This window comes from Streptomyces chlorus (assembly GCF_042655885.1).
Lineage (GTDB): Bacteria > Actinomycetota > Actinomycetes > Streptomycetales > Streptomycetaceae > Streptomyces > Streptomyces chlorus.
In genome coordinates, this window is the sequence record NZ_JBHSOA010000136.1 from 118,515 (window position 1) to 140,383 (window position 21,869).

The window sequence follows — 21,869 nt, forward strand, 5'->3', positions numbered from 1 at the left end:
TCGTGAGACGCATGACGGCACGGCCCGCGAACGCCCATCAGGCCCGACTGCTCAGGCTGTTGCGCGACGGTGGACCCAACTCCCGTGCCCAGCTGGGTGACCAGGTCGACCTCTCCCGGTCGAAACTGGCCGTGGAGGTGGACCGGCTGCTGGAGACGGAACTCGTCGTGGCCGACGGACTCGCCGCCTCGCGCGGCGGCCGGCGCTCCCACAACATCCGCCTCAACCCGCACCTGCGGCTCCTCGGCGTCGACATCGGCGCGACCTCGGTCGACGTCGCCGTCACCAACGCCGAACTGGAGATCCTCGGACACATCAACCAGCCCACGGACGTACGTGACGGGCCGGTCGCGGTCTTCGAGCAGGTGCTCTCCATGGCGGCGAAGCTGAAGGCCTCGGGGCTCGCGGAGGGGTTCGACGGCGCCGGTATCGGCGTCCCGGGCCCGGTCCGCTTCCCCGAGGGCATCCCGGTGGCACCGCCGATCATGCCCGGCTGGGACGGCTTCCCCGTGCGGGAGGCGCTCAGCCAGGACCTCGGCTGCCCGGTCATGGTCGACAACGACGTGAACCTGATGGCGATGGGGGAGCAGCACGCGGGCGTCGCCCGCACCGCCCCCGATTTCCTCTGCGTCAAGATCGGTACCGGCATCGGCTGCGGCATTGTCGTCGGAGGTGAGGTCTACCGCGGTACGACGGGCAGTGCCGGCGACATCGGGCACATCCAGGCCGTACCCGACGGCCGCCCGTGCGCCTGCGGCAACCGGGGTTGTCTGGAGGCCCACTTCAGCGGCGCGGCCCTTGCCCGGGACGCCCTGGAGGCCGCCCAGCAGCAGCTCTCCGCCGAACTCGCGAGCCGTCTGGAGACGAATGGCACGCTGAGTGCCGTCGACGTCGCCGCCGCGGCGGCCGCGGGGGACGCCACCGCGATCGACCTGATCCGCGAGGGCGGCAGCCGCACCGGCCAGGTCATCGCCGGCCTGGTCAGCTTCTTCAACCCCGGCCTGGTGGTGATCGGCGGCGGGGTGACCGGTCTCGGCCACACCCTGCTCGCCGCCATCCGTACCCAGGTCTACCGTCAGTCGCTGCCCCTGGCGACCGGCAACCTGCCCATCGTCCTGGGGGAGTTGGGCCCCACCGCCGGAGTCATCGGCGCGGCCCGGCTCATCAGCGACCACCTGTTCTCACCCGCGTAAGCAGCCCACCGCTCCACCGCACACAGCAGTAAGCCCGGCTCCACCGCACGCAGAAGCTCTGCCCTCCACCGTGCAGAGCAGCCCACCGTTTCCATCGACGGAACAGCGCACCGGCACCACGTACCCTCACCCGACGCACATACGGCCCAGCGCCACCTCAACCGCCCGCGCCACCCGCGCCCCACACCGTCCCTCCCACACAGCGCCGCACCGTCCCGGCACCCCGGCCTGCCCGAAAACACCTTCCCCGCAAGGGGATCGCCCTGACACCGGCCCGCACGCCCGCCGAGGGGAATCCGCATGGCACCCGAACCACCGCTGCTCAGTATGTCCGGCATCACCAAGTCGTTCCCCGGCGTCCGGGCCCTGGACGGCGTCGACCTCGACGTCCAGGCCGGTGAGGTGCACTGCCTGCTCGGCCAGAACGGCGCCGGCAAGTCCACCCTGATCAAGGTGCTGGCCGGCGCCCACCAGCCCGACACGGGCACCATCCGCTGGCGCGGCGAAGCCGTCACCCTGCGCTCGCCGATCGCCGCCATGCGCCTCGGGATCGCCACCATCTACCAGGAACTCGACCTGGTGGAACACATGACGGTCGCCGAGAACGTCCACCTCGGCCAGGAACCGACCACCGCCGGGTTCGTCGTCCGTCCCAGGACGGCCAGGGAGTCGACGGCCGAGCTACTGACCCGGCTCGGGCACCCGGAGATCGAACCGGGCCGTACGGTCGGGGAGTTGTCGGCAGCCCAGCAGCAGATCGTCTCGATGGCGCGGGCGCTCTCGCACGACGTGCGTCTCATCGTGATGGACGAACCGTCGGCCGCGCTCGACCCGGACGAGGTCGACAACCTCTTCCGCATCGTCGCCGACCTCACCGCCGACGGGGTCGCCGTCGTCTACATCTCGCACCGCCTCGAGGAGATCCGACGCATCGGTGACCGGGTGACCGTGCTCAAGGACGGCCGCGCCGTCGCGGGCGGGCTGCCCGCCAGGTCGACGCCCACCCGTGAGGTGGTCGCCCTGATGACGGGCCGCGACGTCGAGTACGTCTTCCCCCGGCGGCCCGCCTCCCCGCCCGCCGGCGAACCGGTGCTGACCGTCGAAGGCCTGTCCCGCAAGGGCGAGTTCGCCCCCCTCGACCTCCAACTGCGCCCCGGGGAGATCGTCGGGCTCGCGGGGCTCGTCGGCTCCGGGCGTTCCGAGATCCTGGAGACGGTCTACGGCGCCCGTAAACCGGACTCCGGCCGGGTCCTGGTCGACGGACGCCCCCTGCGGCCGGGCAGCGTGCGCGCCGCCGTCCGCGCCGGGATCGGACTCGCCCCCGAGGAACGCAAGGCGCAGGCCCTGCTCATGCTGGAGTCCGTCACCCGCAACGTGTCGCTCTCCGCCATGTCCCGCTTCTCGCGCGCCGGCTGGATCGACCGCGGCGCCGAACTCGGCGCGGCCCGCGCCGCCACCCGCGAACTCTCGCTGAGGCCGGACAACCCGAACGTGCCCGTGCGCACCCTGTCCGGCGGCAATCAGCAAAAAGCCGTGCTCGCCCGCTGGCTGCTGCGCGGCTGCCGGGTGCTGCTGCTGGACGAACCCACCCGCGGCGTCGACGTCGGCGCCCGCGCCGAACTGTACGCAGTCATACGGAGGCTGGCCGACGAAGGCCTCGCCGTCCTGCTCGTCTCCAGCGAGGTGCCCGAGGTACTCGGGCTCGCCGACCGCGTCCTGGTGCTCCGGGAGGGTGACGTCGTCCACACGGCGCCCGCCCGGGAGCTCGACGAACACCGTGTACTCGACCTAGTCATGGAAGGAAGCCCGGCGTCATGACGCAGCCCGTCTCCCCGCCACGGGACAGCACCGACAAGGTGCCGGCAGCCGGCGCAACACCCGCCTGGCGCACCGTGCTGTTCCGCGCCGACGTCCGCACCCTGTCGCTGCTCGGCGTCCTCGCCGCACTCGTCCTCATCGGCGGCATCACCAAACCGGACGAGTTCCTGGACACCCGCAACCTCCAACTCGTCCTCACCCAGGCCTCCGTCATCGGCGTCGTCACCGTCGGCATGACCTTCGTCATCACCTCCGGCGGCATCGACCTGTCGGTCGGCGCGATCGTCGCCCTGGCCTCGGTGTGGGCGACCACGGTGGCCACCCAGGAGTTCGGGTTCGCCGGCATCCTGTTCACCGCCGTCCTCGTCGGCGTCGGCTGCGGTCTGGTCAACGGGGTGCTGATCGCGTACGGCGGGATGGTCCCGTTCATCGCGACGCTCGCCATGCTCGCCTCGGCCCGCGGCCTCGCCCTGCAGATCACCGACGGGCGGACCCAGATCGTCACCATCGGCAGCGTTCTCGACCTCGGCGAACGCGACGCCTACGTCCTCGGCATCCCGCCCCTGGTCATGGTGTTCGCGGCGGTCACCGTCATCGGCTGGCTGGTCCTCAACCGGACCACCTTCGGGCGCCGCACCGTCGCCGTCGGCGGCAACGCGGAAGCGGCCCGGCTCGCCGGCATCGACGTCCGCCGCCAACGCCTCTACCTGTACCTGCTGTCGGGGCTGTGCTGCGGCATCGCGGCCTTCCTGCTGATCGTCCTGGCCGGCTCCGGCCAGAACACCAACGGCAACCTCTACGAGCTCGACGCCATCGCCGCCGCGATCATCGGCGGCACCCTGCTCACCGGAGGCCGCGGCACCATCGTCGGTTCCGTGCTGGGCGTCCTGATCTTCAGCACGATCACGAACATCTTCATCCTGAACAACCTGCAGAGCGACGTCCAGCAGATCGCCAAGGGCGCGATCATCGTCGCCGCCGTGCTGGTCCAGCGCCGTACCGCGAGCACGACCTGACGAAAGGGTTCACCGCCATGCCAGAGCCGATGCCTTCCACGAGCCGCAGAGGGCTGCTCTTCGGAGCCGCCGCCGTGTCCGCCGGAGTCCTCGTCACCGGCTGTACCAGCAACGAGCCGAGCGACGCCGAGCCGGCCGCCAGTGACCGGCCGGCCGCCGACGACAAGCCCGGTAAGCCGGTCACCATCGGCTTCGCGGGACCGCAGGCCGACCACGGCTGGCTCAACGCCATCAACGACAACGCCAAGAAGCGCGCCGAGACGTACTCGGACGTCACCATGGAGACCACCGAGGGATCCAACGACACCGCCCAGCAGATCGGCCAGATCGAGACCCTCATCAACAAGAAGGTCGACATCCTGGTGGTGCTCCCCGCGGACGGCAAGGCGCTCACCCAGGTCGGGCTGAAGGCGATGCGCGCCGGCATCCCCGTCGTCAACCTCGACCGCGTCTTCAACTCTCCGCAGGCGTACCGCTGCTGGATCGGCGGCGACAACTACGGCATGGGCCTGAACGCCGGGCACTACATCGGCGAGAAGCTCAAGGACACCCCCGACGCGCGCGTCATCGAACTCGCCGGCCTGGACAACCTCGAGCTCACCAAGCAGCGCACCCAGGGCTTCGACGACGCGCTGAAGAACTACCCCAACATCAAGAAGGTGGCCCGCCAGGCCGCCGACTTCACCGTCGAGTCCGGCCAGGCCAAGATGGCCCAACTCCTCCAGGCCCAGTCGAAGTTCGACGCACTGTGGAACCACGACGACGACCAGGGCGTGGGCGCGCTGCGCGCCATCGAACAGGCCGGGCGCGACGACTTCCTCATGGTCGGCGGGGCGGGCGCGCTCTCCGCCTTCCAGGCCATCAAGGCGGACAACGGCGTCCTCAAGGCGACCGTGCTCTACCCGCCGTCGATGGCCGCTTCCGCGATCGACCTCGCCCGCGCCCTCGGCCAGGGCAAGGGCGTCGGCGGCCTCGCCGAGTTCGAGATCCCCACCTCGCTGACCTGCTACTCGGCCGTCGTCGACAAGGAGAACGTCGACCAGTACATGTCCACCGGCTTCAAGTGAGGAGCCCCGCCCCACGGGCCTGACCAGCCCACCGGGCCTGACCAGCCCCACTGGGCGGGGCCAGCCCACCGGGCGGGGCCACCCCCGCCCGCCACGACGACGAGGAGGACATCCGTATGGCACAGCCGCAGCAGTCAGACGGGGCGGGAACGGGGAAGCCACCACTGCGCGTCGGCATGGTCGGCTACGCCTTCATGGGCGCCGCCCACTCCCAGGGCTGGCGCACCGCGGGCCGCGTTTTCGACCTGCCGATGAGCCCCGAACTGGCCGTCGTCTGCGGCCGGGACGCCATCGGGGTGCGCGCGGCGGCCGACCGCCACGGCTGGGCGGACACCGAGACCGACTGGCGCGCCCTGGTCGAACGGGACGACGTCGACCTCGTCGACATCTGCACCCCCGGCGACAGCCACGCCGAGATCGCGGTGGCCGCGCTCGCCGCGGGCAAGCACGTGCTGTGCGAGAAACCCCTCGCCAATACCGTCGCAGAGGCCGAGGCGATGGCCGACGCCGCTGAACAGGCATGGCACCAGGGCCGGTTGGCGATGGTCGGTTTCAACTACCGCCGGGTCCCCGCGACCGCGCTGGCCCGGCGGATGGTGACCGAGGACCGCATCGGCACCCTCCGGCACGTCCGGGTGACGTACCTTCAGGACTGGCTGGTGGACCCCGCGTTCCCGCTGACCTGGCGGCTGCGCCGGGAACAGGCCGGCTCCGGATCGCTCGGCGATCTCGGCGCGCACATCGTCGACCTCGCCCAGTACCTGGCGGGGGAGCGGCTGGCAGGCGTCTCCGCGCTCACCGAGACGTTCGTCCGGCAGCGGCCGCTGCCCACCGCGCCCGCCGGCGGACTGGCCACGGTCGACGCCACCGGCACCGGCCAGGTCACCGTGGACGACGCCGCCCTGTTCACCGGCCGCTTCGCCTCCGGCGCCCTCGCTTCCTTCGAGGCCACCCGGTACGCCACCGGCCGCAAGAACGCGCTGCGCATCGAACTCAACGGCGAGCGCGGGTCGTTGGCCTTCGACCTGGAACGGCTCAACGAACTCTCCTACCACGACGGAACCGAGCCCAGGGCGCACGCGGGCTTCCGCCGCATCCTGGTCACCGAACCAGACCACCCCTACCTGGATGCCTGGTGGCCACCGGGCCACGGCCTCGGCTACGAGCACACCTTCGTACACCAGGCCCGCGACCTGGTCCACGCGGTCGCCGAGGGCCGCACGCCCGAACCCTCCTTCGCCGACGGGCTGCAGGTGCAGCGCGTCCTGGCGGCGGTGGAGGAGAGCGCCGAGAAGAACTCCGTCTACACGCTGATCACCGCCTGAGGAAAGGCAGACCCACATGCCCCGCGACTTCACGCTGTTCACCGGCCAGTGGGCGGACCTCCCCCTCGAGGAGGTCTGCCGGCTCGCCCGTGACTTCGGCTACGACGGACTCGAACTCGCCTGCTGGGGCGACCACTTCGAGGTCGACAAGGCACTCACCGACCCGTCCTACGTGGACTCCCGGCGCCGCCTCCTCGACAAGTACGGCCTCAAGGTCTGGGCGATCTCCAACCACCTGGTCGGCCAGGCAGTGTGCGACGCCATCATCGACGAACGCCACCAGGCCATCCTGCCCGCCAGGATCTGGGGCGACGGCGAGGGCGAGGGCGTACGGCAGCGGGCCGCCGCCGAGATCAAGGACACCGCGCGCGCCGCGGCCCTCCTCGGCGTCGACACCGTCATCGGGTTCACCGGCTCGGCGATCTGGCACCTGGTCGCCATGTTCCCGCCCGCGCCCGAGTCGATGATCGACCGCGGCTACGAGGACTTCGCGACGCGCTGGAACCCGATCCTGGACGTCTTCGACGCCGAGGGCGTGCGGTTCGCGCACGAGGTCCACCCCAGCGAGATCGCCTACGACTACTGGACCACCGTCCGCACATTGGATGCAGTCGACCGCCGACCGGCTTTCGGTCTCAACTTCGACCCCTCCCACTTCGTGTGGCAGGACCTCGACCCGGTCGGCTTCCTGTGGGACTTCCGCGACCGGATCTACCACGTCGACTGCAAGGAGGCCCGCAAGCGCCTCGACGGCCGCAACGGCCGCCTCGGCTCCCACCTGCCCTGGGGCGACCCCCGGCGCGGCTGGGACTTCGTCTCCGCCGGACACGGGGACGTCCCCTGGGAGGACGTCTTCCGCATGCTGCGCTCCATCGACTACCAGGGCCCTGTCTCCGTCGAATGGGAGGACGCCGGCATGGACCGGCTCCAGGGCGCCCCGGAGGCGCTGACCCGGCTGAAGGCGTACGACTTCGACCCGCCGTCGGCCTCCTTCGACGCGGCGTTCAACAGCTGAACCGCACGCCCGACGGCAGGTCGGGGACGGGGGCCGGAAAATCCGCCGGTCCCTGGTCCGACCTGCCCGGATCCCGCTTTGTCCTGTGTTGGGGAAAAGTTCAACCAGCTCCGACCCAAGGGGTGTTCGCCCCGGATGAACGAGGTTACCGTCCCTGAAGTGCTCAGGACACCCACACCGCTGGGTGACGGCGCACCCGGCGCCCGCACCGCACGTCTTCACACCCGTTCCGTACGGCCCACCCCGTTCCCGGAGGGATTTCGTGCACAGAAGCAGACTCACATCCACCCACACCACGAGGCGTCCCAGACTTCGCACCACCCTCGCCCTGGTCACCGGCCTGATGCTGGCCGTGGGCACCCCGGCCACCGTCGCCGGCGCCCACCCCGGCCACCCGGAGCACGATGGACCGGCAGCCGCCGAGGGGCAGTTCCAGCAGGTACCGCTCGCCAAGGGCGAGCCCGAGACGGGCGAGCCGATGTCGCTCGCCGTGCTCCCGGACCGCAGCGTCCTGCACACCTCGCGCGACGGCACGCTGCGCCTCACCGACCAAGCGGGTGTCACCAAGGTCGCCGGCAAGATCCCCGTCTACAGTCATGACGAGGAGGGCCTGCAGGGCGTCGGCATCGACCCGGACTTCAAGAAAAACCGGGCGGTCTACCTCTACTACGCCCCGCCGCTCGACACCCCCGCGGGTGACGCCCCGGAGACCGGCACCGCCGCGGACTTCGAGAAGTTCGACGGCGTCAACCGCCTCTCCCGCTTCGTCCTCAACCCCAACGGCACGCTGGACATGGCCAGTGAGAAGAAGGTCCTGGACGTCGCGGCCTCCCGCGGCATCTGCTGCCACGTCGGCGGCGACATCGACTTCGACGCCGAGGGCAACCTCTACCTGTCCACCGGCGACGACACCAACCCCTTCGCCTCCGACGGCTTCACGCCGATCGACGAGCGGCCGGACCGCAACCCGGCCTTCGACGCCCGCCGCAGCTCCGGCAACACCAACGACCTGCGCGGCAAACTCCTCCGCATCAAGGTCGCCGAGGACGGCTCGTACACCGTCCCGGAGGGCAACCTCTTCGCCCCCGGCACCGAGAAGACCCGTCCCGAGATCTACGCGATGGGCTTTCGCAACCCGTTCCGGGTGAGCGTCGACGACAAGACCGGCACCGTCTACGTCGGCGACTATGGCCCCGACGCCGGCGCCGCCGACCCGAAGCGGGGCCCGGCGGGACAGGTCGAGTTCGCCAAGGTCACCGAGGCAGCCAACTTCGGCTGGCCGTTCTGCACCGGCGACAACGACGCCTACGTCGACTACGACTTCGCCACCAAGACCTCCGGTGAGAAGTTCGACTGCGACGCCCCGAAGAACACGTCCCCGCACAACACCGGTCTCACCGACCTGCCGCCCGCCCAGCCCGCCTGGATCGCATACGACGGCGGTTCCGTGCCCGAGTTCGGCAGCGGCTCCGAGTCCCCGATGGGCGGGCCGGTCTACCGCTACGACCCGAACCTCGACTCCAAGGTGAAGTTCCCCGAGGAGTACGACGGCGACTTCTTCGCCGGCGAGTTCGGCCGCCGCTGGATCAAGCGGATCGAGCAGAACGCGGACGGCTCCGTCGCGAAGATCAATGACTTCCCGTGGACCGGCACCCAGATCATGGACATGGAGTTCGGCCCCGACGGCGCGCTCTACGTCCTGGACTACGGCCTCTCCTGGTTCCAGGGCGACGCCAACTCCGCGCTGTACCGGATCGAGAACGCCCAGGACGGCTTCTCCCCGATCGCCGAGGTGAGCGCCGACAAGACGTCCGGCGCGGCCGGCCTGAAGGTCGCCTTCACCGCCTCCGCCAAGGACGCCGACTCCCCGGACCTCACCTACAGCTGGGACTTCGGCGACGGCACCAAGGGTGAGGGCCTCAAGCCCACCCACAAGTACAAGAAGATCGGCACCTACACCGCGACCTTCACCGCGAAGGACCCCGAGGGCAACACTGGCAACGCCAGCGTCCGGATCGTGGTCGGCAACACCGAGCCCAAGGTGAAGATCGAGGTCCCGGGCAACGGCAGCCTGGCCGCCTTCGGCGAGCCCGTTCCGTTCAAGGTGACCGTCACCGACCCCGAGGAGACCATCGACTGCTCCAAGGTCAAGGTCGCCTACAGCCTCGGCCACGACTCCCACGCCCACGAGCTGACCAGCGAGACGGGCTGTGAGGGCACCCTCAAGCCGCCCGCCGGAGACGGCGGTCACGACCCCAACGCCAACATCTACGGTGTCGTCGGCGCCAGTTACACCGACGGAGGGGCCAACGGCCAGGAGGCCCTGACCGGCACCGCGCGCACCGTGCTCCAGCCGCTGCACCGCCAGGCCGAGCACTTCACCACCCAGTCGGGCGTGAGGACCTACGACAAGACCGGCGCCCACGGCGGCAAGACCGTCGGCGACATCAACGACGGCGACTGGATCTCCTTCAGCCCCTACCGGTTCGACGGGCAGAAGAAGCTGACCGTGCGGGCCTCCTCCGGCGGCGCCGGCGGCTTCGTCGAACTGCGCACCGGCTCGCCCGACGGCAAGCTGCACGGCTCGGCGTACATCCCGCCGACCGGCAGCTGGGAGACGTTCCAGAACGTCGACGTGCCGCTGCGGTCGCTGCCGAAGCAGACCACGGAGATCTACCTGGTCTTCAGGGGCGGCGACGGCGCGCTGTACGACGTGGACGACTTCGAGTTCTCCACCGAGCCGTTCAAGGGCGGCAAGAAGGTGCTGGTCTTCTCCAGGACCGCGGGCTTCCGGCACGACTCGATCCCGGCCGGTATCGCCGCCCTCAAGGAGCTCGGTGCCCCGGCCGGCATCACGGTCGACGCGACCGAGGAGGCCGGACAGTTCACCACGGCCAACCTCGCCAAGTACGACGCGGTGGCCTTCCTGTCCACCACCGGTGACGTTCTCAATGCCGCCCAGCAGAAGGCGTTCGAGAACTACGTCAGCAACGGCGGCGGCTACCTGGGCATCCACGCCGCCGCCGACACCGAGTACGAATGGGAGTTCTACGGCGGTCTCGTCGGCGCCTACTTCGACTCGCACCCGGCCATCCAGAAGGCCACCGTGCGCGTCGAGGACCACGACCACCCGTCCACCGCGCACCTGGGCGACGCGTGGGAGCGCACCGACGAGTGGTACAACTACCGCACCAACCCGCGCGAACAGGCCAAGGTCCTCGCCACCCTCGACGAGACGACGTACCGGGGCGGCACCATGAAGGGCGACCACCCGATCGCCTGGTGCCAGAGCTATGGCGGCGGCCGCTCCTTCTACACCGGCGGCGGCCACACCAAGGAGTCCTACGCCGACGAGGCCTTCCGCACCCATCTGCTCGGCGGTCTGCAGTACGCCACCGGCCAGGTCAAGGCGGACTGCAAGCCGGGCAAGGACTACCGGAAGATCTTCAACGGCCAGACCCTGGAGGGTTGGAAGCAGGCCGGCCCCGGCAAGTTCAACGTCAAGGACGGCGCCCTGGAGTCCGAGGGCGGAATGGGTCTGCTCTGGTACCAGGCCAAGGAGCTGACGTCGTACTCCCTCAAGCTCGACTGGAAGATGCGGGGCGACGACAACTCCGGTGTCTTCGTGGGCTTCCCGGCCTCCGACGACCCCTGGTCCGCGGTGAACAAGGGCTACGAGATCCAGATCGACGCCACGGACGCGCCCGACCGCACCACGGGCTCCGTCTACTCGTTCAAGTCGGCGAACATCAAGGCCCGTGACCAGGTCCTGCGTCCGCCCGGACAGTGGAACTCCTACGAGATCAAGGTCCAGGGCGAACGGCTCCAGGTGTTCCTCAACGGAGTCAAGATCAACGACTTCACCAACAAGGACCCCGAGCGGAGCCTGACCGACGGCTACATCGGCCTCCAGAACCACGGGGCCGACGACCAGGTCTCCTTCCGCAACATCCAGCTGAAGGAACTGCCCGCCAAGGGCGACTAGAACGGCGGCGGGCGGAGGACGCCGGACCTCCGCCCGCCGTCTCGCCGGGCCCCGCGCCCGGCACCCCGCTCGTCCGCTTCCGGCGCTCGCACCCGGTTCGCGTACGACAAGGAGGCTGCCCATGTCCGCCGAACCGTCCCTCCCCATCCCCTTCCCGGCCCCGCGCTTCGGCGTCTGGCTCATCGGGGCGCGCGGATCCGTGGCCACGACCGCGATCGCGGGCTGCGCCGCTGTCGCCGCCGGACTCCAACCGCCGACCGGCATGGTCACCGAGACCCCCGACTTCACCTCGTGCGGCCTGCCGCCGCTGTCGTCCCTCGTCTTCGGCGGCCACGACACCGTCGACTGCCCGCTGCCCAAACGTGCCGAACATCTCGCCGCCGGCGGCGTCCTGCCGCACGGACTGCCCTCCGCCGTGCACGCCGAACTCGTCGCCGCCGACCGGGAGATCAGGCCCGGCGGCCCCCTGACCGGTGACACGGAGGGCGGCTCGGGCCGCCACGACGACGAACTGATCGACGTGTTCGCGGCCGACATGCGCGACTTCGTGCGCCGCCAGGGACTTGCGGGCGCCGTCGTGGTGAACGTCGCCTCCACCGAGCCCGCTCCCGCCGACGGCTCCCTGCCGCCGAGCTCCCTCTACGCGGCGGCCGCCCTGCGCGCCGGCTGCCCCTATGTCAACTTCACCCCCTCCGCAGGCCTGCACCACCCGGCGTTGGCCGAGCAGGCGGCGACGGCCTCCGTCCCCCACGCGGGCCGCGACGGCAAGACCGGGCAGACCCTGCTGCGCTCCGTACTCGGCCCGATGTTCCTGCAGCGCGCCCTCGCCGTGCGCGCCTGGTCCGGCACCAACCTCCTGGGCGGCGGCGACGGTGCCGCCCTCGCCGACCCCGCAACCGCCGCCGCCAAGAACGCCGGCAAGGAACGCGTTCTCGCCGATACCCTCGGCACCGCCCCCGAGGGCGAGGTCCACATCGACGACGTGCCCGCGCTCGGCGACTGGAAGACGGCCTGGGACCACATCGCCTTCGACGGCTTCCTCGGCGCCCGCATGGTCCTGCAGACCACTTGGCAGGGGTGCGACTCGGCGCTCGCCGCGCCGCTCGTCCTCGACCTGGCCCGGTTGGCCGCCCGCGCCCGGGAGAGGGGCCTGTCCGGTCCGCTGAGCGAACTGGGCTTCTACTTCAAGGACCCGGTGGGAGACGGCCCGTCCTCGCTGGCCGAACAGTACGCGGAGCTCAGGCGCTTCGCCGGGCGGCTGCGGGACGACGCCCTCGATCGCGGGGCGCAGCGGTGAGCCGCACGGCGGCCCCGGCGCAGGGCACACCCGCTACGGCCGGGTCGACGGCGGCAGACGACCCGGCCCCCCGGGACGCCTCCACACCCCTCCCCGGTCCCGCGCCCCGCGCCTCCCGCCCCGGCTCCGGCCGTGCGGGCGCCTGGGCCGAACTGCTGCGCCTGCCCGCGCTGTTCACCGTCCCCGGCGATGCCCTGGCCGGCGCGGCGGCGTCCGGCGCGCGCCCCGGACCCCGCACCCTGCTCGCCATCGGATCCTCCCTGTGCCTGTACGAGGCCGGCATGGCCCTGAACGACTGGGCGGACCGCGCCGAGGACGCCGTGGAGCGCCCGCACCGCCCGCTTCCGTCCGGCCGTATCCGCCCGGCCGCCGCCCTCACCGCCGCCGGTGCCCTCACCGGCGTCGGACTGGCGCTCGCCGCCGGTGCGGGACGCCCCGCCCTCGCGGTGGCCGCGCCCCTGGCGGCGACCGTCTGGGCCTACGACCTCGGGCTGAAGCACACGCCCGCCGGTCCGGCGGCCATGGCCGCCGCCCGCGGACTGGACCTGCTCCTGGGTGCGGCCGCCACCGGCGGCGGCACCCGGACAGCGCTGCCCTCCGCCGCGCTGCTCGGCACGCACACCCTCGCGGTCACGGCCGTCTCCCGCCGGGAGACCACCGGCGGTTCGGTCCTGGCCCCGCTGGCGGCCCTCGCGACGACGGGGGCACTGACGCGGCTGGTCACCCGCCGCACCCGACCCCCGGCAGGCCGGCGGGCAGCAGCCGCCCCCGGCCTGCCGGGCTCCGGCCCGGCCGAGCGCCTGCCCCGGGCCACCGGCGTCCTCGTCACCGCCCTGGGCGCCGCCTACGCCGCCACGGCCGCCCGGCCCTACTTCCACGCCGCACTCAACCCCTCGCCCCCGCTCACCCAACGCGCCGTCGGCGGCGGCATCCGGGCCACGATCCCGCTCCAGGCCGCGCTCGCCGCCCGCTCCGGCTCGGCCGTCACCTCCCTGCTCGTCGCGGCCCTGGCCCCGGCCGGCCGGATGTTCGCGAGGAGGTCCGGCATGAGGAAGGTGAGCATCACGTGAGCCGGAACCCGAACGGCGTCTCTCCGCCTCCTCTCCGCTTCGGCTACGGCACCAACGGCCTCGCCGACCTCCGTCTCGACGACGCCCTCGCCCTGCTCGCCGACCTCGGCTACGACGGTGTCGGACTGACCCTCGACCACATGCACCTCGACCCGCTCGCCCCGGATCTCGCCGCCCGCACCCGCCGGGTCGCCCGACGGCTGGAGGAACTCGGCCTGGGCGTCACCGTCGAGACCGGCGCCCGCTATGTGCTGGACCCGCGCCGCAAACACGGCCCGTCGCTCCTGGACGCCGACCCGGACGACCGTGCCCGCCGCGTGGACCTGCTCGTCCGGGCCGTCGGGGTCGCCGCCGACCTCGGTGCGCACGCCCTGCACTGCTTCAGCGGCATCCTTCCCACGGGCACGGACGAGGACACCGCGTGGAAGCGCCTCGCCGAGGCGCTCACCCCCGTCCTGGACGCCGCCGCCACCGCGGGCGTGCCCCTCGCCGTCGAACCGGAACCCGGTCACCTCCTCGCCACCCTCGCCGACTTCCACCGTCTGCGCCGCACCCTCGGGGACCCCGAACTCCTCGGCCTCACCCTGGACATCGGCCACTGCCAGTGCCTCGAACCCCTCCCTCCCGCGGACTGCGTACGCGACGCCGCACCCTGGCTGCGCCATGTCCAGATCGAGGACATGCGCCGCGGTGTCCACGAGCACCTGCCCCTCGGGGACGGCGAGATCGACTTCCCGCCCGTCCTCGCGGCCCTCGCCGCCATCGGCTACCAGGGCCTGACCGTCGTCGAACTGCCCCGCCACTCCCACGCGGGCCCCCACTTCGCCGCCCATTCCCTCCCGTTCCTCCACGACGCCGCCCGCACCGCGGCGACCGCCACCGGCGACGGCACGGCATCCGTCCCCGCACCCCCGCTCGGCGCTCCCTCCGCCACCTCCGAAGGGAGCAGCACCCCGTGAACCACCCCCATGCCACCTCGGCGACCCCGGAGGCAGCCACCGTCAGCGGCTCCGAGGCGACCCCCCACCCCCCGGGAACCCCGGCAGCCGACGGCACCACCCTCGCCGCCCCTGCCGCCACCTCGATCACCCTCGCCGTCACCCCACCCGCCGAACTGCACCGTCTCCTCTCCGCCCGTCTCGGCGCCGCCGCCCGCGCCTGGCTGGACCAGGCCCTCGACGAGGCCGCCGCCCACCCCGGCGCCCATGGGCCCATCTCCGTATGGGAGCTGCGCCTGGCCGAGGCCGGCCGCCGCTGCGGTGCCGCCCACGCCGATGCCGCCCGCGTCCTGATCCTGCACACGGCCCGCGCCGACACCCAGGCGCTCACCCGGGTCTACCACCAGGGCACCGCCGACGAACGCCGGGCGGTCCTGCACGCCCTGCCCCACCTGGTGCCCGGCCCCGAGGCCCGCCCGCTCGTCGAGGACGCCCTGCGCACCAACGACACCCGGCTCGTCGCCGCCGCCGTCGGCCCGTACTGCGCCCGGCACCTCGACGCCCACGCCTGGCGGCACGCCGTACTGAAGTGCCTGTTCACCGGCGTCCCCGTCGACCGCGTGGCGGACCTGGCCCGGCGCGCCCGCGGCGACGGCGAACTCGCCCGCATGCTCGGTGACTACGCCGACGAACGCACCGCCGCCGGCCGCCCCGTCCCGGAGGACCTGCACCGCGTCCACACCCTGGCCCTGACCCCGGCCGCCGCCTCCACCCCGAGTCACACCACGGACGACCCCCACGGCAAGGAGTCCTGATGCGCCTCTTCGACCCCCACATCCACATGACGTCGCGGACCACCGACGACTACGAGGCCATGTACGGGGCGGGCGTCCGCGCCGTCGTCGAGCCCGCCTTCTGGCTCGGCCAGCCCCGCACCTCGCCGGCCTCCTTCGTCGACTACTTCGACTCCCTCCTCGGCTGGGAACCCTTCCGTGCCGCCCAGTACGGCATCGCCCACCACTGCACCATCGCCCTCAACCCCAAGGAAGCGAACGACCCGCGCTGCACGCCCGTCCTCGACCTGCTGCCCCGGTATCTCGTCAAGGACAACGTCGTGGCCGTCGGCGAGATCGGCTACGACTCCATGACGCCCGCCGAGGACACCGCGCTCGCCGTCCAGCTCCAGCTCGCCGCCGACCACGGCCTGCCCGCCCTGGTGCACACACCGCACCGCGACAAGCTCGCCGGACTGCGCCGCACCCTCGACGTCGTACGGGAGTCCGCGCTGCCCATGGAGCACGTCCTGATCGACCACCTCAACGAGACCACGGTCAAGGAGACCAAGGACAGCGGCTGCTGGCTCGGCTTCTCCGTCTATCCCGACACCAAGATGGACGAGGAACGGATGGTGGCGATCCTGCGCTCCCACGGCCCCGAGCGGGTCCTGGTGAACTCCGCCGCAGACTGGGGAAAGAGCGACCCGCTCAAGACCCGCAAGGTCGCCGACCTGATGCTCGCCGAGGGTTTCACCGAGGACGACGTCGACCGGGTGCTCTGGCGCAACCCCGTCGCCTTCTACGGACTCAGCGGCCGGCTCACCCTCGACGTCACCGCTCCCGAGGCCACCCACGAGGGCAACTCCATCCAGCGCGGCGTACCGAGGGACGAGCCGCCGCGGACGGCCGGCGTCGCCGCCGCGGAGGCGTGAGCCATGCGCTTCCGCCACCCCGACGGGTCCACCGTCCACCTCGCCTACTGCACCAACGTCCACCCCGCCGAGACCCTCGACGGTGTCCTCGCCCAGCTGCGGGACCACTGCGAACCCGTCCGCCGCCGGCTCGGCCGTGACCGGCTCGGCATCGGTCTGTGGCTCGCCAAGGATGCCGCCCGCGCCCTCGTCACCGACCCGTCCGCCCTGCGCGGCCTGCGCTGCGAACTCGACCGGCGCGGCCTCGAGGTCGTCACCCTCAACGGCTTCCCCTACGAGGGATTCGGCGCCGAGGAGGTCAAGTACCGCGTCTACACACCGGACTGGGCCGACCCTGAACGCCTGGAGTACACCACCTCCCTGGCCCGCCTCCTCGCCGGTCTGCTCCCCGACGACGTCCCCGACGGCAGCATCTCCACCCTGCCGCTGGCCTGGCGCACCGCCCACGACACGGAGCGCGCCGAAGCCTCCCGCACCGCCCTGCGTACCCTCGCCGAACGCCTCGACGCACTCCAGGAGCTGACCGGGCGCTCCATCCGCATCGCCCTGGAACCGGAACCCGGCTGTGTCGTCGAAACCACCCACGACGCCATCGAACCGCTCACCGCGATCGGCCACGACCGCATCGGCATCTGCGTCGACACCTGCCACCTCGCCACCTCCTTCGAAGATCCGCACACCGCCCTGGACGACCTCGCCCGGGCCGGCATCCCCGTGGTCAAGTCCCAGCTCTCCGCCGCCCTGCACGCCGAGCAGCCCCATCTGCCCGAGGTCCGCGAGGCCCTGCGCGCCTTCGCCGAGCCCCGCTTCCTGCACCAGACCCGCACGTCCACCGCCGCCGGCCTGCGCGGCACCGACGACCTGGACGAGGCCCTGGCCGGCGACACCCTGCCCGACGGGGCGCCCTGGCGCGCCCACTTCCACGTTCCGCTGCACGCGGCTCCCACCGCGCCCCTCACCTCCACACTGCCCGTGCTGAAGGCCGCCCTGACCCGGCTCGTCGGCGGCCCGCAGCCGCTCACCCGCCATCTGGAGGTCGAGACCTACACCTGGCAGGCCCTCCCACCCGAGCTGCGGCCCAAGGGCCGCGCCCAGCTCGCCGACGGCATCGCCGCCGAACTCACCCTCGCCCGCGACCTGCTGACGGACCTAGGCCTGAAGGAACTCCCATGACCACGGACCCTGCGGCAGCCCCCACAACAGACCCCACCGCAGAACCCACGACCGCCGGCCCCACCCCCCTCCTCGTCCTCGACGTCGTCGGCCTCACCCCCCGCCTCCTCGACCACATGCCCCACCTCAAGACGCTCGGCCAGTCCGGCTCCCGCGCCCCGCTCGGCACCGTGCTGCCCGCCGTCACCTGCGCCGCCCAGTCCACCTTCCTCACCGGCACCCTCCCCTCCGAACACGGCATCGTCGGCAACGGCTGGTACTTCCGCGAGCTCGGCGACGTCCTGCTGTGGCGCCAGCACAACGGTCTCGTCTCCGGGGACAAACTCTGGGATGCCGCCCGCCGCGCGCACCCCGGCTACACCGTCGCCAACATCTGCTGGTGGTACGCCATGGGTGCCGACACCGACATCACCGTCACCCCCCGCCCGGTCTACTACGCCGACGGCCGCAAGGAACCCGACTGCTACACCCGCCCGCCCGCCCTGCACGACGAACTCACCGAGAAGTTCGGCACGTTCCCCCTGTTCCACTTCTGGGGCCCCGGCGCGGACCTCGTCTCCAGCCGGTGGATCATCGACGCCACCCGCCACATCAACCGCACCCGCCACCCCGACCTGACGCTGTGTTATCTCCCTCACCTCGACTACGACCTGCAGCGCTTCGGCCCCGACGACCCGCGCTCCCTCAAAGCCGCCGCCGACCTGGACGCCGCCCTGGCCCCGCTGCTCGACGACGCGCGCGCCGAGGGCCGTACCGTCGTCGCCCTGTCCGAGTACGGCATCACCCGGGTGAACCGGACCGTGGACATCAACCGCGCCCTGCGCCGCGCGGGCCTGCTGGAGGTGCACACGCAGGACGGCATGGAGTACCTCGACCCGATGGCCTCGCGCGCCTTCGCGGTCGCCGACCATCAGATCGCCCACGTCTACGTGCGCCGCCCCGAGGACCTCGACGCCACCCGGGCCGCCCTCGAAGGGCTGCCCGGCATCGACCAACTCCTGGACGACGAGGGAAAGAAGGCCCATCACCTCGACCATCCGCGCGCCGGCGAACTGGTCGCCGTCGCCGAACCCGACGCCTGGTTCACGTACTACTACTGGTTCGACGACGACCGCGCGCCCGACTTCGCGCAGCTCGTCGAGATCCACCGCAAACCCGGCTACGACCCGGTCGAGCTCTTCATGGACCCCCTCGACCCGTACGTCAAGGTGAAGGCGGCCACCGCGCTGGCGCGCAAGAAACTCGGCATGCGCTACCGGATGGCGGTCGTGCCCCTCGACCCGTCACCTATTCGGGGCAGCCACGGCCGCCTCCCGGCGAGCGACGACGACGGTCCGCTCCTCATCTGCTCCACCCCCCGTGCCGTCGGCGACCGCGTAGCGGCCACCGATGTCAAGCAACTCCTGCTCCAGCTCGCCGGACTCGGCTGACGCACCGCTACGTACGAACCTCCGAGATCCAGCTACTGGGAGTGAAACACACGGCACTGACAACGGTCGGTACCGGCGGCGCCGGAACCGGCCACGACCGAGAAGGCAGGCCACTCGTGACCCTGTACTCCGACCCCTCCCGCACCGAGGCCGTCACCGCCTCGGCCACCAACGCCCCGGACGAGGGACTGCGCCGCTCCCTGGGCGTGGACCGGCGCCGTTTCCTCAGCACCTGCACCGCCGTGGCGGCCGGAGCCGTCGCGCTCCCCGTCTTCGGGGCCGCCCCCGCCCTGGCCCACGACCGCGGCAGAGACCACGGCCACGGGCACGACCACGGCGGGCAGGTGCTCGTCCCGCCGCACAAGCGCGGCATCATCCTCTACACCGTCCGTGACGCCACCGGCCGCGACCCCCTGTCCACCGATCTGCCCTCCGGATTCCGCGAGGTGTTCAAGCAGCTGGCCCGCCACGGCTACCGCCAGGTGGAGTTCGCCGGCTACAACCAGCACGCGAACGCACCCGGCGGCGCCAGTCTCGAATCCGTCGCGGGCGCCAGGCTGCTGCGCTCCTGGCTCGACGACTACGGCCTGCGCGCCCAGGGCAACCACGGCTTCATCCCGTCCTCCTGGCCGTTGACCACGGCGGACCTGGACACCTTCAAGAAGCACCTCGAGATCGCCAACATCCTCGGCCTGGACCACATGGGCACCGGCAGCGACCCCACCGGCAGCTCCTACCGCGCCGACTGGGACGTGGCCGCCGACAAGTGGAACGCCCTCGGCGCGATCGCCCGGCGGGAGGGCATCAAGCTCTACACCCACAACCACGACGGTGCCTACGGCTTCCTGCTCGACGGCGGCCCACTGGACGCCCAGGGCCGGCCCACCCGCAGTTCGGGCATCCGGAAGCTGGAGTACTTCCTCAAGGTCACCGACCCGAAGACCGTCTGGCTGGAGATGGACATCTTCTGGGCGCACGTCGCCCAGTACAAGTTCCACACGTACACCGCCCACGACGGCTCCACCCGCAGGAACGTCTTCGACCCGGCCGGCCTGGTCGCCCGCAACAACAAGCGCTACCCGCTCTTCCACGCCAAGGACGGCGTCGTCAGCACGACCAACGGCATGGGCTACGAGATGGTTCCCTTCGGAACCGGCGTCATCGACTACACGACGTTCTTCTCCCGGGTCGGGCAGCGGAACTACCGCAACCCGATGGTCGAGGACGACACCGCCCCGAGCGCCACCGACCCCGGGCAGTCGCTGCGGGAGGCCAAGATCAGCTACGACAACCTGGCGGCCCTGCGCAAGCGGCGCCGCTGACCGCGAACACGGATCGGGCGGGCCCTCCCGCGTACTGCGGGAGGGGCCGCCCGGTCCGTGTGGACGGAGTTCTCGTGCCGGCGCTCCGTGGGGGACGGTATGCGGCTTCGGCGGCCCGTGGGATCAGGCCGTCTCCTCACCGAGCGGCTGCGGGTTGGGCGTGACGCCCTTGGGCTTGGGCCGCCCCGGGGGGTGCAGGAACACCGCGACGCAACCGGCGAACAGGGAGATCGAACCGGCCAGGACGAACGCGCCCGCGTAGTCCCAGGCGTTCACCACCACGATTCCCATGCCGGACCCGAGCAGACCGGAGACCAACTTCGAGGAGTACACCAGGCCGTAGTTGCTGGCGTTGTTGTTCTCACCGAAGTAGTCGGCAGTCATCGCGGCGAACATCGGGAAGATGGCACCGCCGCCGAACCCGGAGATCGACGAGAACAGCAGGAACAGCGGCAGGTTTCCGATGTTTCCGGAGAACAGGATGCCGTACTGGGACAGCCCGAGGATGATGCAGACGAAGATCAGGCACTGCTTGCGGCCGTACCGGTCGGAGAGCCAGCCGATGACACCGCGGCCGGTGCCGTTGACGATCGCCTTCAGGGACATGGCGGTCGCCACGATGCCGCCCGCGAAGCCCGCGTCGTCACCGAAGGGCACCTGGAAGGCGATACCGAAGATGTTCACCCCCGACGTGCACAGCAGACAGAACCACATCAGGCCCACCCGCCCGGTTCGCCACGCCTCCATGGGGGTGTACTGGTGCACGGCCGGCGGGTTCTTCTCCATCGCGCGCCGGGTGCGCGCGTCGGTCGGCTTCTTCAGCGGATCGATGTCGGCCGGCCACCAGTTCTTCGGCGGGTCCTTGAAGAAGTAGCCCGCCCCTGCCACCACACCGGCCAGGAACACACCCACCGCGACCAGCACCCAGCGGAAGTTGGTGAGATCCATGTAGCCGGTGAAGAGGAAGACGAACGGCACCGAACCGTAGGCGAAACCGCCGTTCACGAAGCCGGTCTTGCCGCCCTTGCGCTCCGGATACCACTTGGCGACCATGTTCACGCAGGTCGCGTACACCATGCCGGCACCTATACCGCTGAACATGCCGAAGCCGAGATACGCGACGATCACATGCGGCGCGAAGGCCAGCGAGACATAGCCCAGCAGGGTTCCCACCGCGCCGCACATCATCGCCCAGCGGGCCGGCAGTCTGCCGCTCTCCCGCAGCTTGCCCGCCGGGAAGGCCACCGCCGCCTGGAAGAACACCCACACGCCCAGCATCCAGAAGATGTGCGCGCTGCTCCACGAATGGGCCGTGTGCAGGGTTTCCTCGGCGGAAGCGAACGCGTACTCCGCCGAGCTGATGCCCATCATGCCGATCCACGGCAGGATGACCATCCACTTGCGTGTGCGGCCCATGATGTCGATGTCGGTCTCACCGAGGCGGTAGACGCGTCCGTTCGCGTCGGCCACCTCTCGGTAGGGAACCGGTTTACGCAGATCGGTCGTTGTCAT

General features: G+C 71.3%; 16 protein-coding genes. 15 read left to right on the top strand and 1 reads right to left on the bottom strand.

Features of this window, described 5'->3' with window-relative positions; genetic code table 11:
* Positions 1–11 precede the first annotated feature (11 nt).
* From ACFPZI_RS35060 to ACFPZI_RS35130, 15 genes are all read left to right on the top strand, one after another.
* Positions 12–1,193 carry an ROK family protein gene (locus tag ACFPZI_RS35060; RefSeq protein ID WP_381371239.1) on the top strand — a complete coding sequence of 394 codons (1,182 nt, stop codon included), beginning with the start codon at positions 12–14 and terminating at the stop codon, positions 1,191–1,193.
* A 300-nt stretch (positions 1,194–1,493) separates the two neighbouring features.
* Positions 1,494–3,011 (top strand): sugar ABC transporter ATP-binding protein, encoded by a 1,518-nt coding sequence (locus ACFPZI_RS35065; protein ID WP_381371196.1) that lies wholly within the window; start codon positions 1,494–1,496, stop codon positions 3,009–3,011.
* Positions 3,008–4,027 (top strand): ABC transporter permease, encoded by a 1,020-nt coding sequence (locus ACFPZI_RS35070; RefSeq protein ID WP_381371197.1) that lies wholly within the window; start codon positions 3,008–3,010, stop codon positions 4,025–4,027. Before ACFPZI_RS35065 ends, ACFPZI_RS35070 begins: the two co-directional genes overlap by 4 nt.
* 17 nt (positions 4,028–4,044) lie before the next feature.
* Positions 4,045–5,094, top strand: a complete 1,050-nt coding sequence (locus ACFPZI_RS35075) for a substrate-binding domain-containing protein (protein ID WP_381371198.1) — start codon at positions 4,045–4,047, stop codon at positions 5,092–5,094.
* 116 nt (positions 5,095–5,210) lie between these two features.
* On the top strand, positions 5,211–6,419 hold the full coding sequence (locus tag ACFPZI_RS35080; protein WP_381371199.1) for a Gfo/Idh/MocA family protein: 1,209 nt from the start codon (positions 5,211–5,213) through the stop codon (positions 6,417–6,419).
* 16 nt (positions 6,420–6,435) lie between these two features.
* Positions 6,436–7,434 carry a sugar phosphate isomerase/epimerase family protein gene (locus ACFPZI_RS35085; protein ID WP_381371200.1) on the top strand — a complete coding sequence of 333 codons (999 nt, stop codon included), beginning with the start codon at positions 6,436–6,438 and terminating at the stop codon, positions 7,432–7,434.
* A gap of 262 nt (positions 7,435–7,696) precedes the next feature.
* The gene (locus tag ACFPZI_RS35090; protein WP_381371201.1) at positions 7,697–11,419 is read left to right on the top strand and encodes a ThuA domain-containing protein; all 3,723 of its coding nucleotides are present in this window, start codon (positions 7,697–7,699) and stop codon (positions 11,417–11,419) included.
* Between the two features lie 121 nt (positions 11,420–11,540).
* Positions 11,541–12,716: an inositol-3-phosphate synthase gene (locus ACFPZI_RS35095; RefSeq protein ID WP_381371202.1), complete on the top strand. Its 1,176-nt coding sequence runs from the start codon at positions 11,541–11,543 to the stop codon at positions 12,714–12,716.
* Complete coding sequence (locus ACFPZI_RS35100; RefSeq protein WP_381371203.1) at positions 12,713–13,786, top strand: SCO3242 family prenyltransferase; 1,074 nt, start codon at positions 12,713–12,715, stop codon at positions 13,784–13,786. Before ACFPZI_RS35095 ends, ACFPZI_RS35100 begins: the two co-directional genes overlap by 4 nt.
* Entirely contained in the window at positions 13,783–14,745 is a 963-nt protein-coding gene (locus tag ACFPZI_RS35105) for a sugar phosphate isomerase/epimerase family protein (RefSeq protein WP_381371204.1), read from the top strand. The genes ACFPZI_RS35100 and ACFPZI_RS35105 overlap by 4 nt, the downstream gene beginning before the upstream one ends.
* A complete protein-coding gene (locus ACFPZI_RS35110) occupies positions 14,742–15,539 on the top strand; it encodes an EboA domain-containing protein (RefSeq protein WP_381371205.1) in 798 nt (265 codons plus the stop codon). Before ACFPZI_RS35105 ends, ACFPZI_RS35110 begins: the two co-directional genes overlap by 4 nt.
* Positions 15,539–16,432: a TatD family hydrolase gene (locus ACFPZI_RS35115; RefSeq protein WP_381371206.1), complete on the top strand. Its 894-nt coding sequence runs from the start codon at positions 15,539–15,541 to the stop codon at positions 16,430–16,432. Before ACFPZI_RS35110 ends, ACFPZI_RS35115 begins: the two co-directional genes overlap by 1 nt.
* Positions 16,433–16,435: 3 nt before the next feature.
* On the top strand, positions 16,436–17,605 hold the full coding sequence (gene eboE / locus ACFPZI_RS35120) for a metabolite traffic protein EboE (protein WP_381371207.1): 1,170 nt from the start codon (positions 16,436–16,438) through the stop codon (positions 17,603–17,605).
* Positions 17,602–19,035: an alkaline phosphatase family protein gene (locus tag ACFPZI_RS35125; RefSeq protein WP_381371208.1), complete on the top strand. Its 1,434-nt coding sequence runs from the start codon at positions 17,602–17,604 to the stop codon at positions 19,033–19,035. Before eboE ends, ACFPZI_RS35125 begins: the two co-directional genes overlap by 4 nt.
* A gap of 116 nt (positions 19,036–19,151) precedes the next feature.
* Positions 19,152–20,357 carry a sugar phosphate isomerase/epimerase family protein gene (locus ACFPZI_RS35130; protein ID WP_381371209.1) on the top strand — a complete coding sequence of 402 codons (1,206 nt, stop codon included), beginning with the start codon at positions 19,152–19,154 and terminating at the stop codon, positions 20,355–20,357.
* Between the two features lie 123 nt (positions 20,358–20,480).
* On the opposite strand, the gene ACFPZI_RS35135 is transcribed toward ACFPZI_RS35130, so the two are convergent.
* A complete protein-coding gene (locus ACFPZI_RS35135) occupies positions 20,481–21,869 on the bottom strand; it encodes an OFA family MFS transporter (protein ID WP_381371210.1) in 1,389 nt (462 codons plus the stop codon).

Bases quoted from the DNA above. Each gene is read 5' to 3' on its own strand.
- eboE (WP_381371207.1), top strand. From the start codon at position 16,436: ATGCGCTTCCGCCACCCCGACGGGTCCACCGTCCACCTCGCCTACTGC.
- ACFPZI_RS35070 (WP_381371197.1), top strand. From the start codon at position 3,008: ATGACGCAGCCCGTCTCCCCGCCACGGGACAGCACCGACAAGGTGCCG.
- ACFPZI_RS35060 (WP_381371239.1), top strand. From the start codon at position 12: ATGACGGCACGGCCCGCGAACGCCCATCAGGCCCGACTGCTCAGGCTG.
- ACFPZI_RS35075 (WP_381371198.1), top strand. From the start codon at position 4,045: ATGCCAGAGCCGATGCCTTCCACGAGCCGCAGAGGGCTGCTCTTCGGA.
- ACFPZI_RS35080 (WP_381371199.1), top strand. From the start codon at position 5,211: ATGGCACAGCCGCAGCAGTCAGACGGGGCGGGAACGGGGAAGCCACCA.
- ACFPZI_RS35065 (WP_381371196.1), top strand. From the start codon at position 1,494: ATGGCACCCGAACCACCGCTGCTCAGTATGTCCGGCATCACCAAGTCG.
- ACFPZI_RS35095 (WP_381371202.1), top strand. From the start codon at position 11,541: ATGTCCGCCGAACCGTCCCTCCCCATCCCCTTCCCGGCCCCGCGCTTC.
- ACFPZI_RS35135 (WP_381371210.1), bottom strand. From the start codon at position 21,869: ATGACAACGACCGATCTGCGTAAACCGGTTCCCTACCGAGAGGTGGCC.
- ACFPZI_RS35125 (WP_381371208.1), top strand. From the start codon at position 17,602: ATGACCACGGACCCTGCGGCAGCCCCCACAACAGACCCCACCGCAGAA.
- ACFPZI_RS35085 (WP_381371200.1), top strand. From the start codon at position 6,436: ATGCCCCGCGACTTCACGCTGTTCACCGGCCAGTGGGCGGACCTCCCC.
- ACFPZI_RS35115 (WP_381371206.1), top strand. From the start codon at position 15,539: ATGCGCCTCTTCGACCCCCACATCCACATGACGTCGCGGACCACCGAC.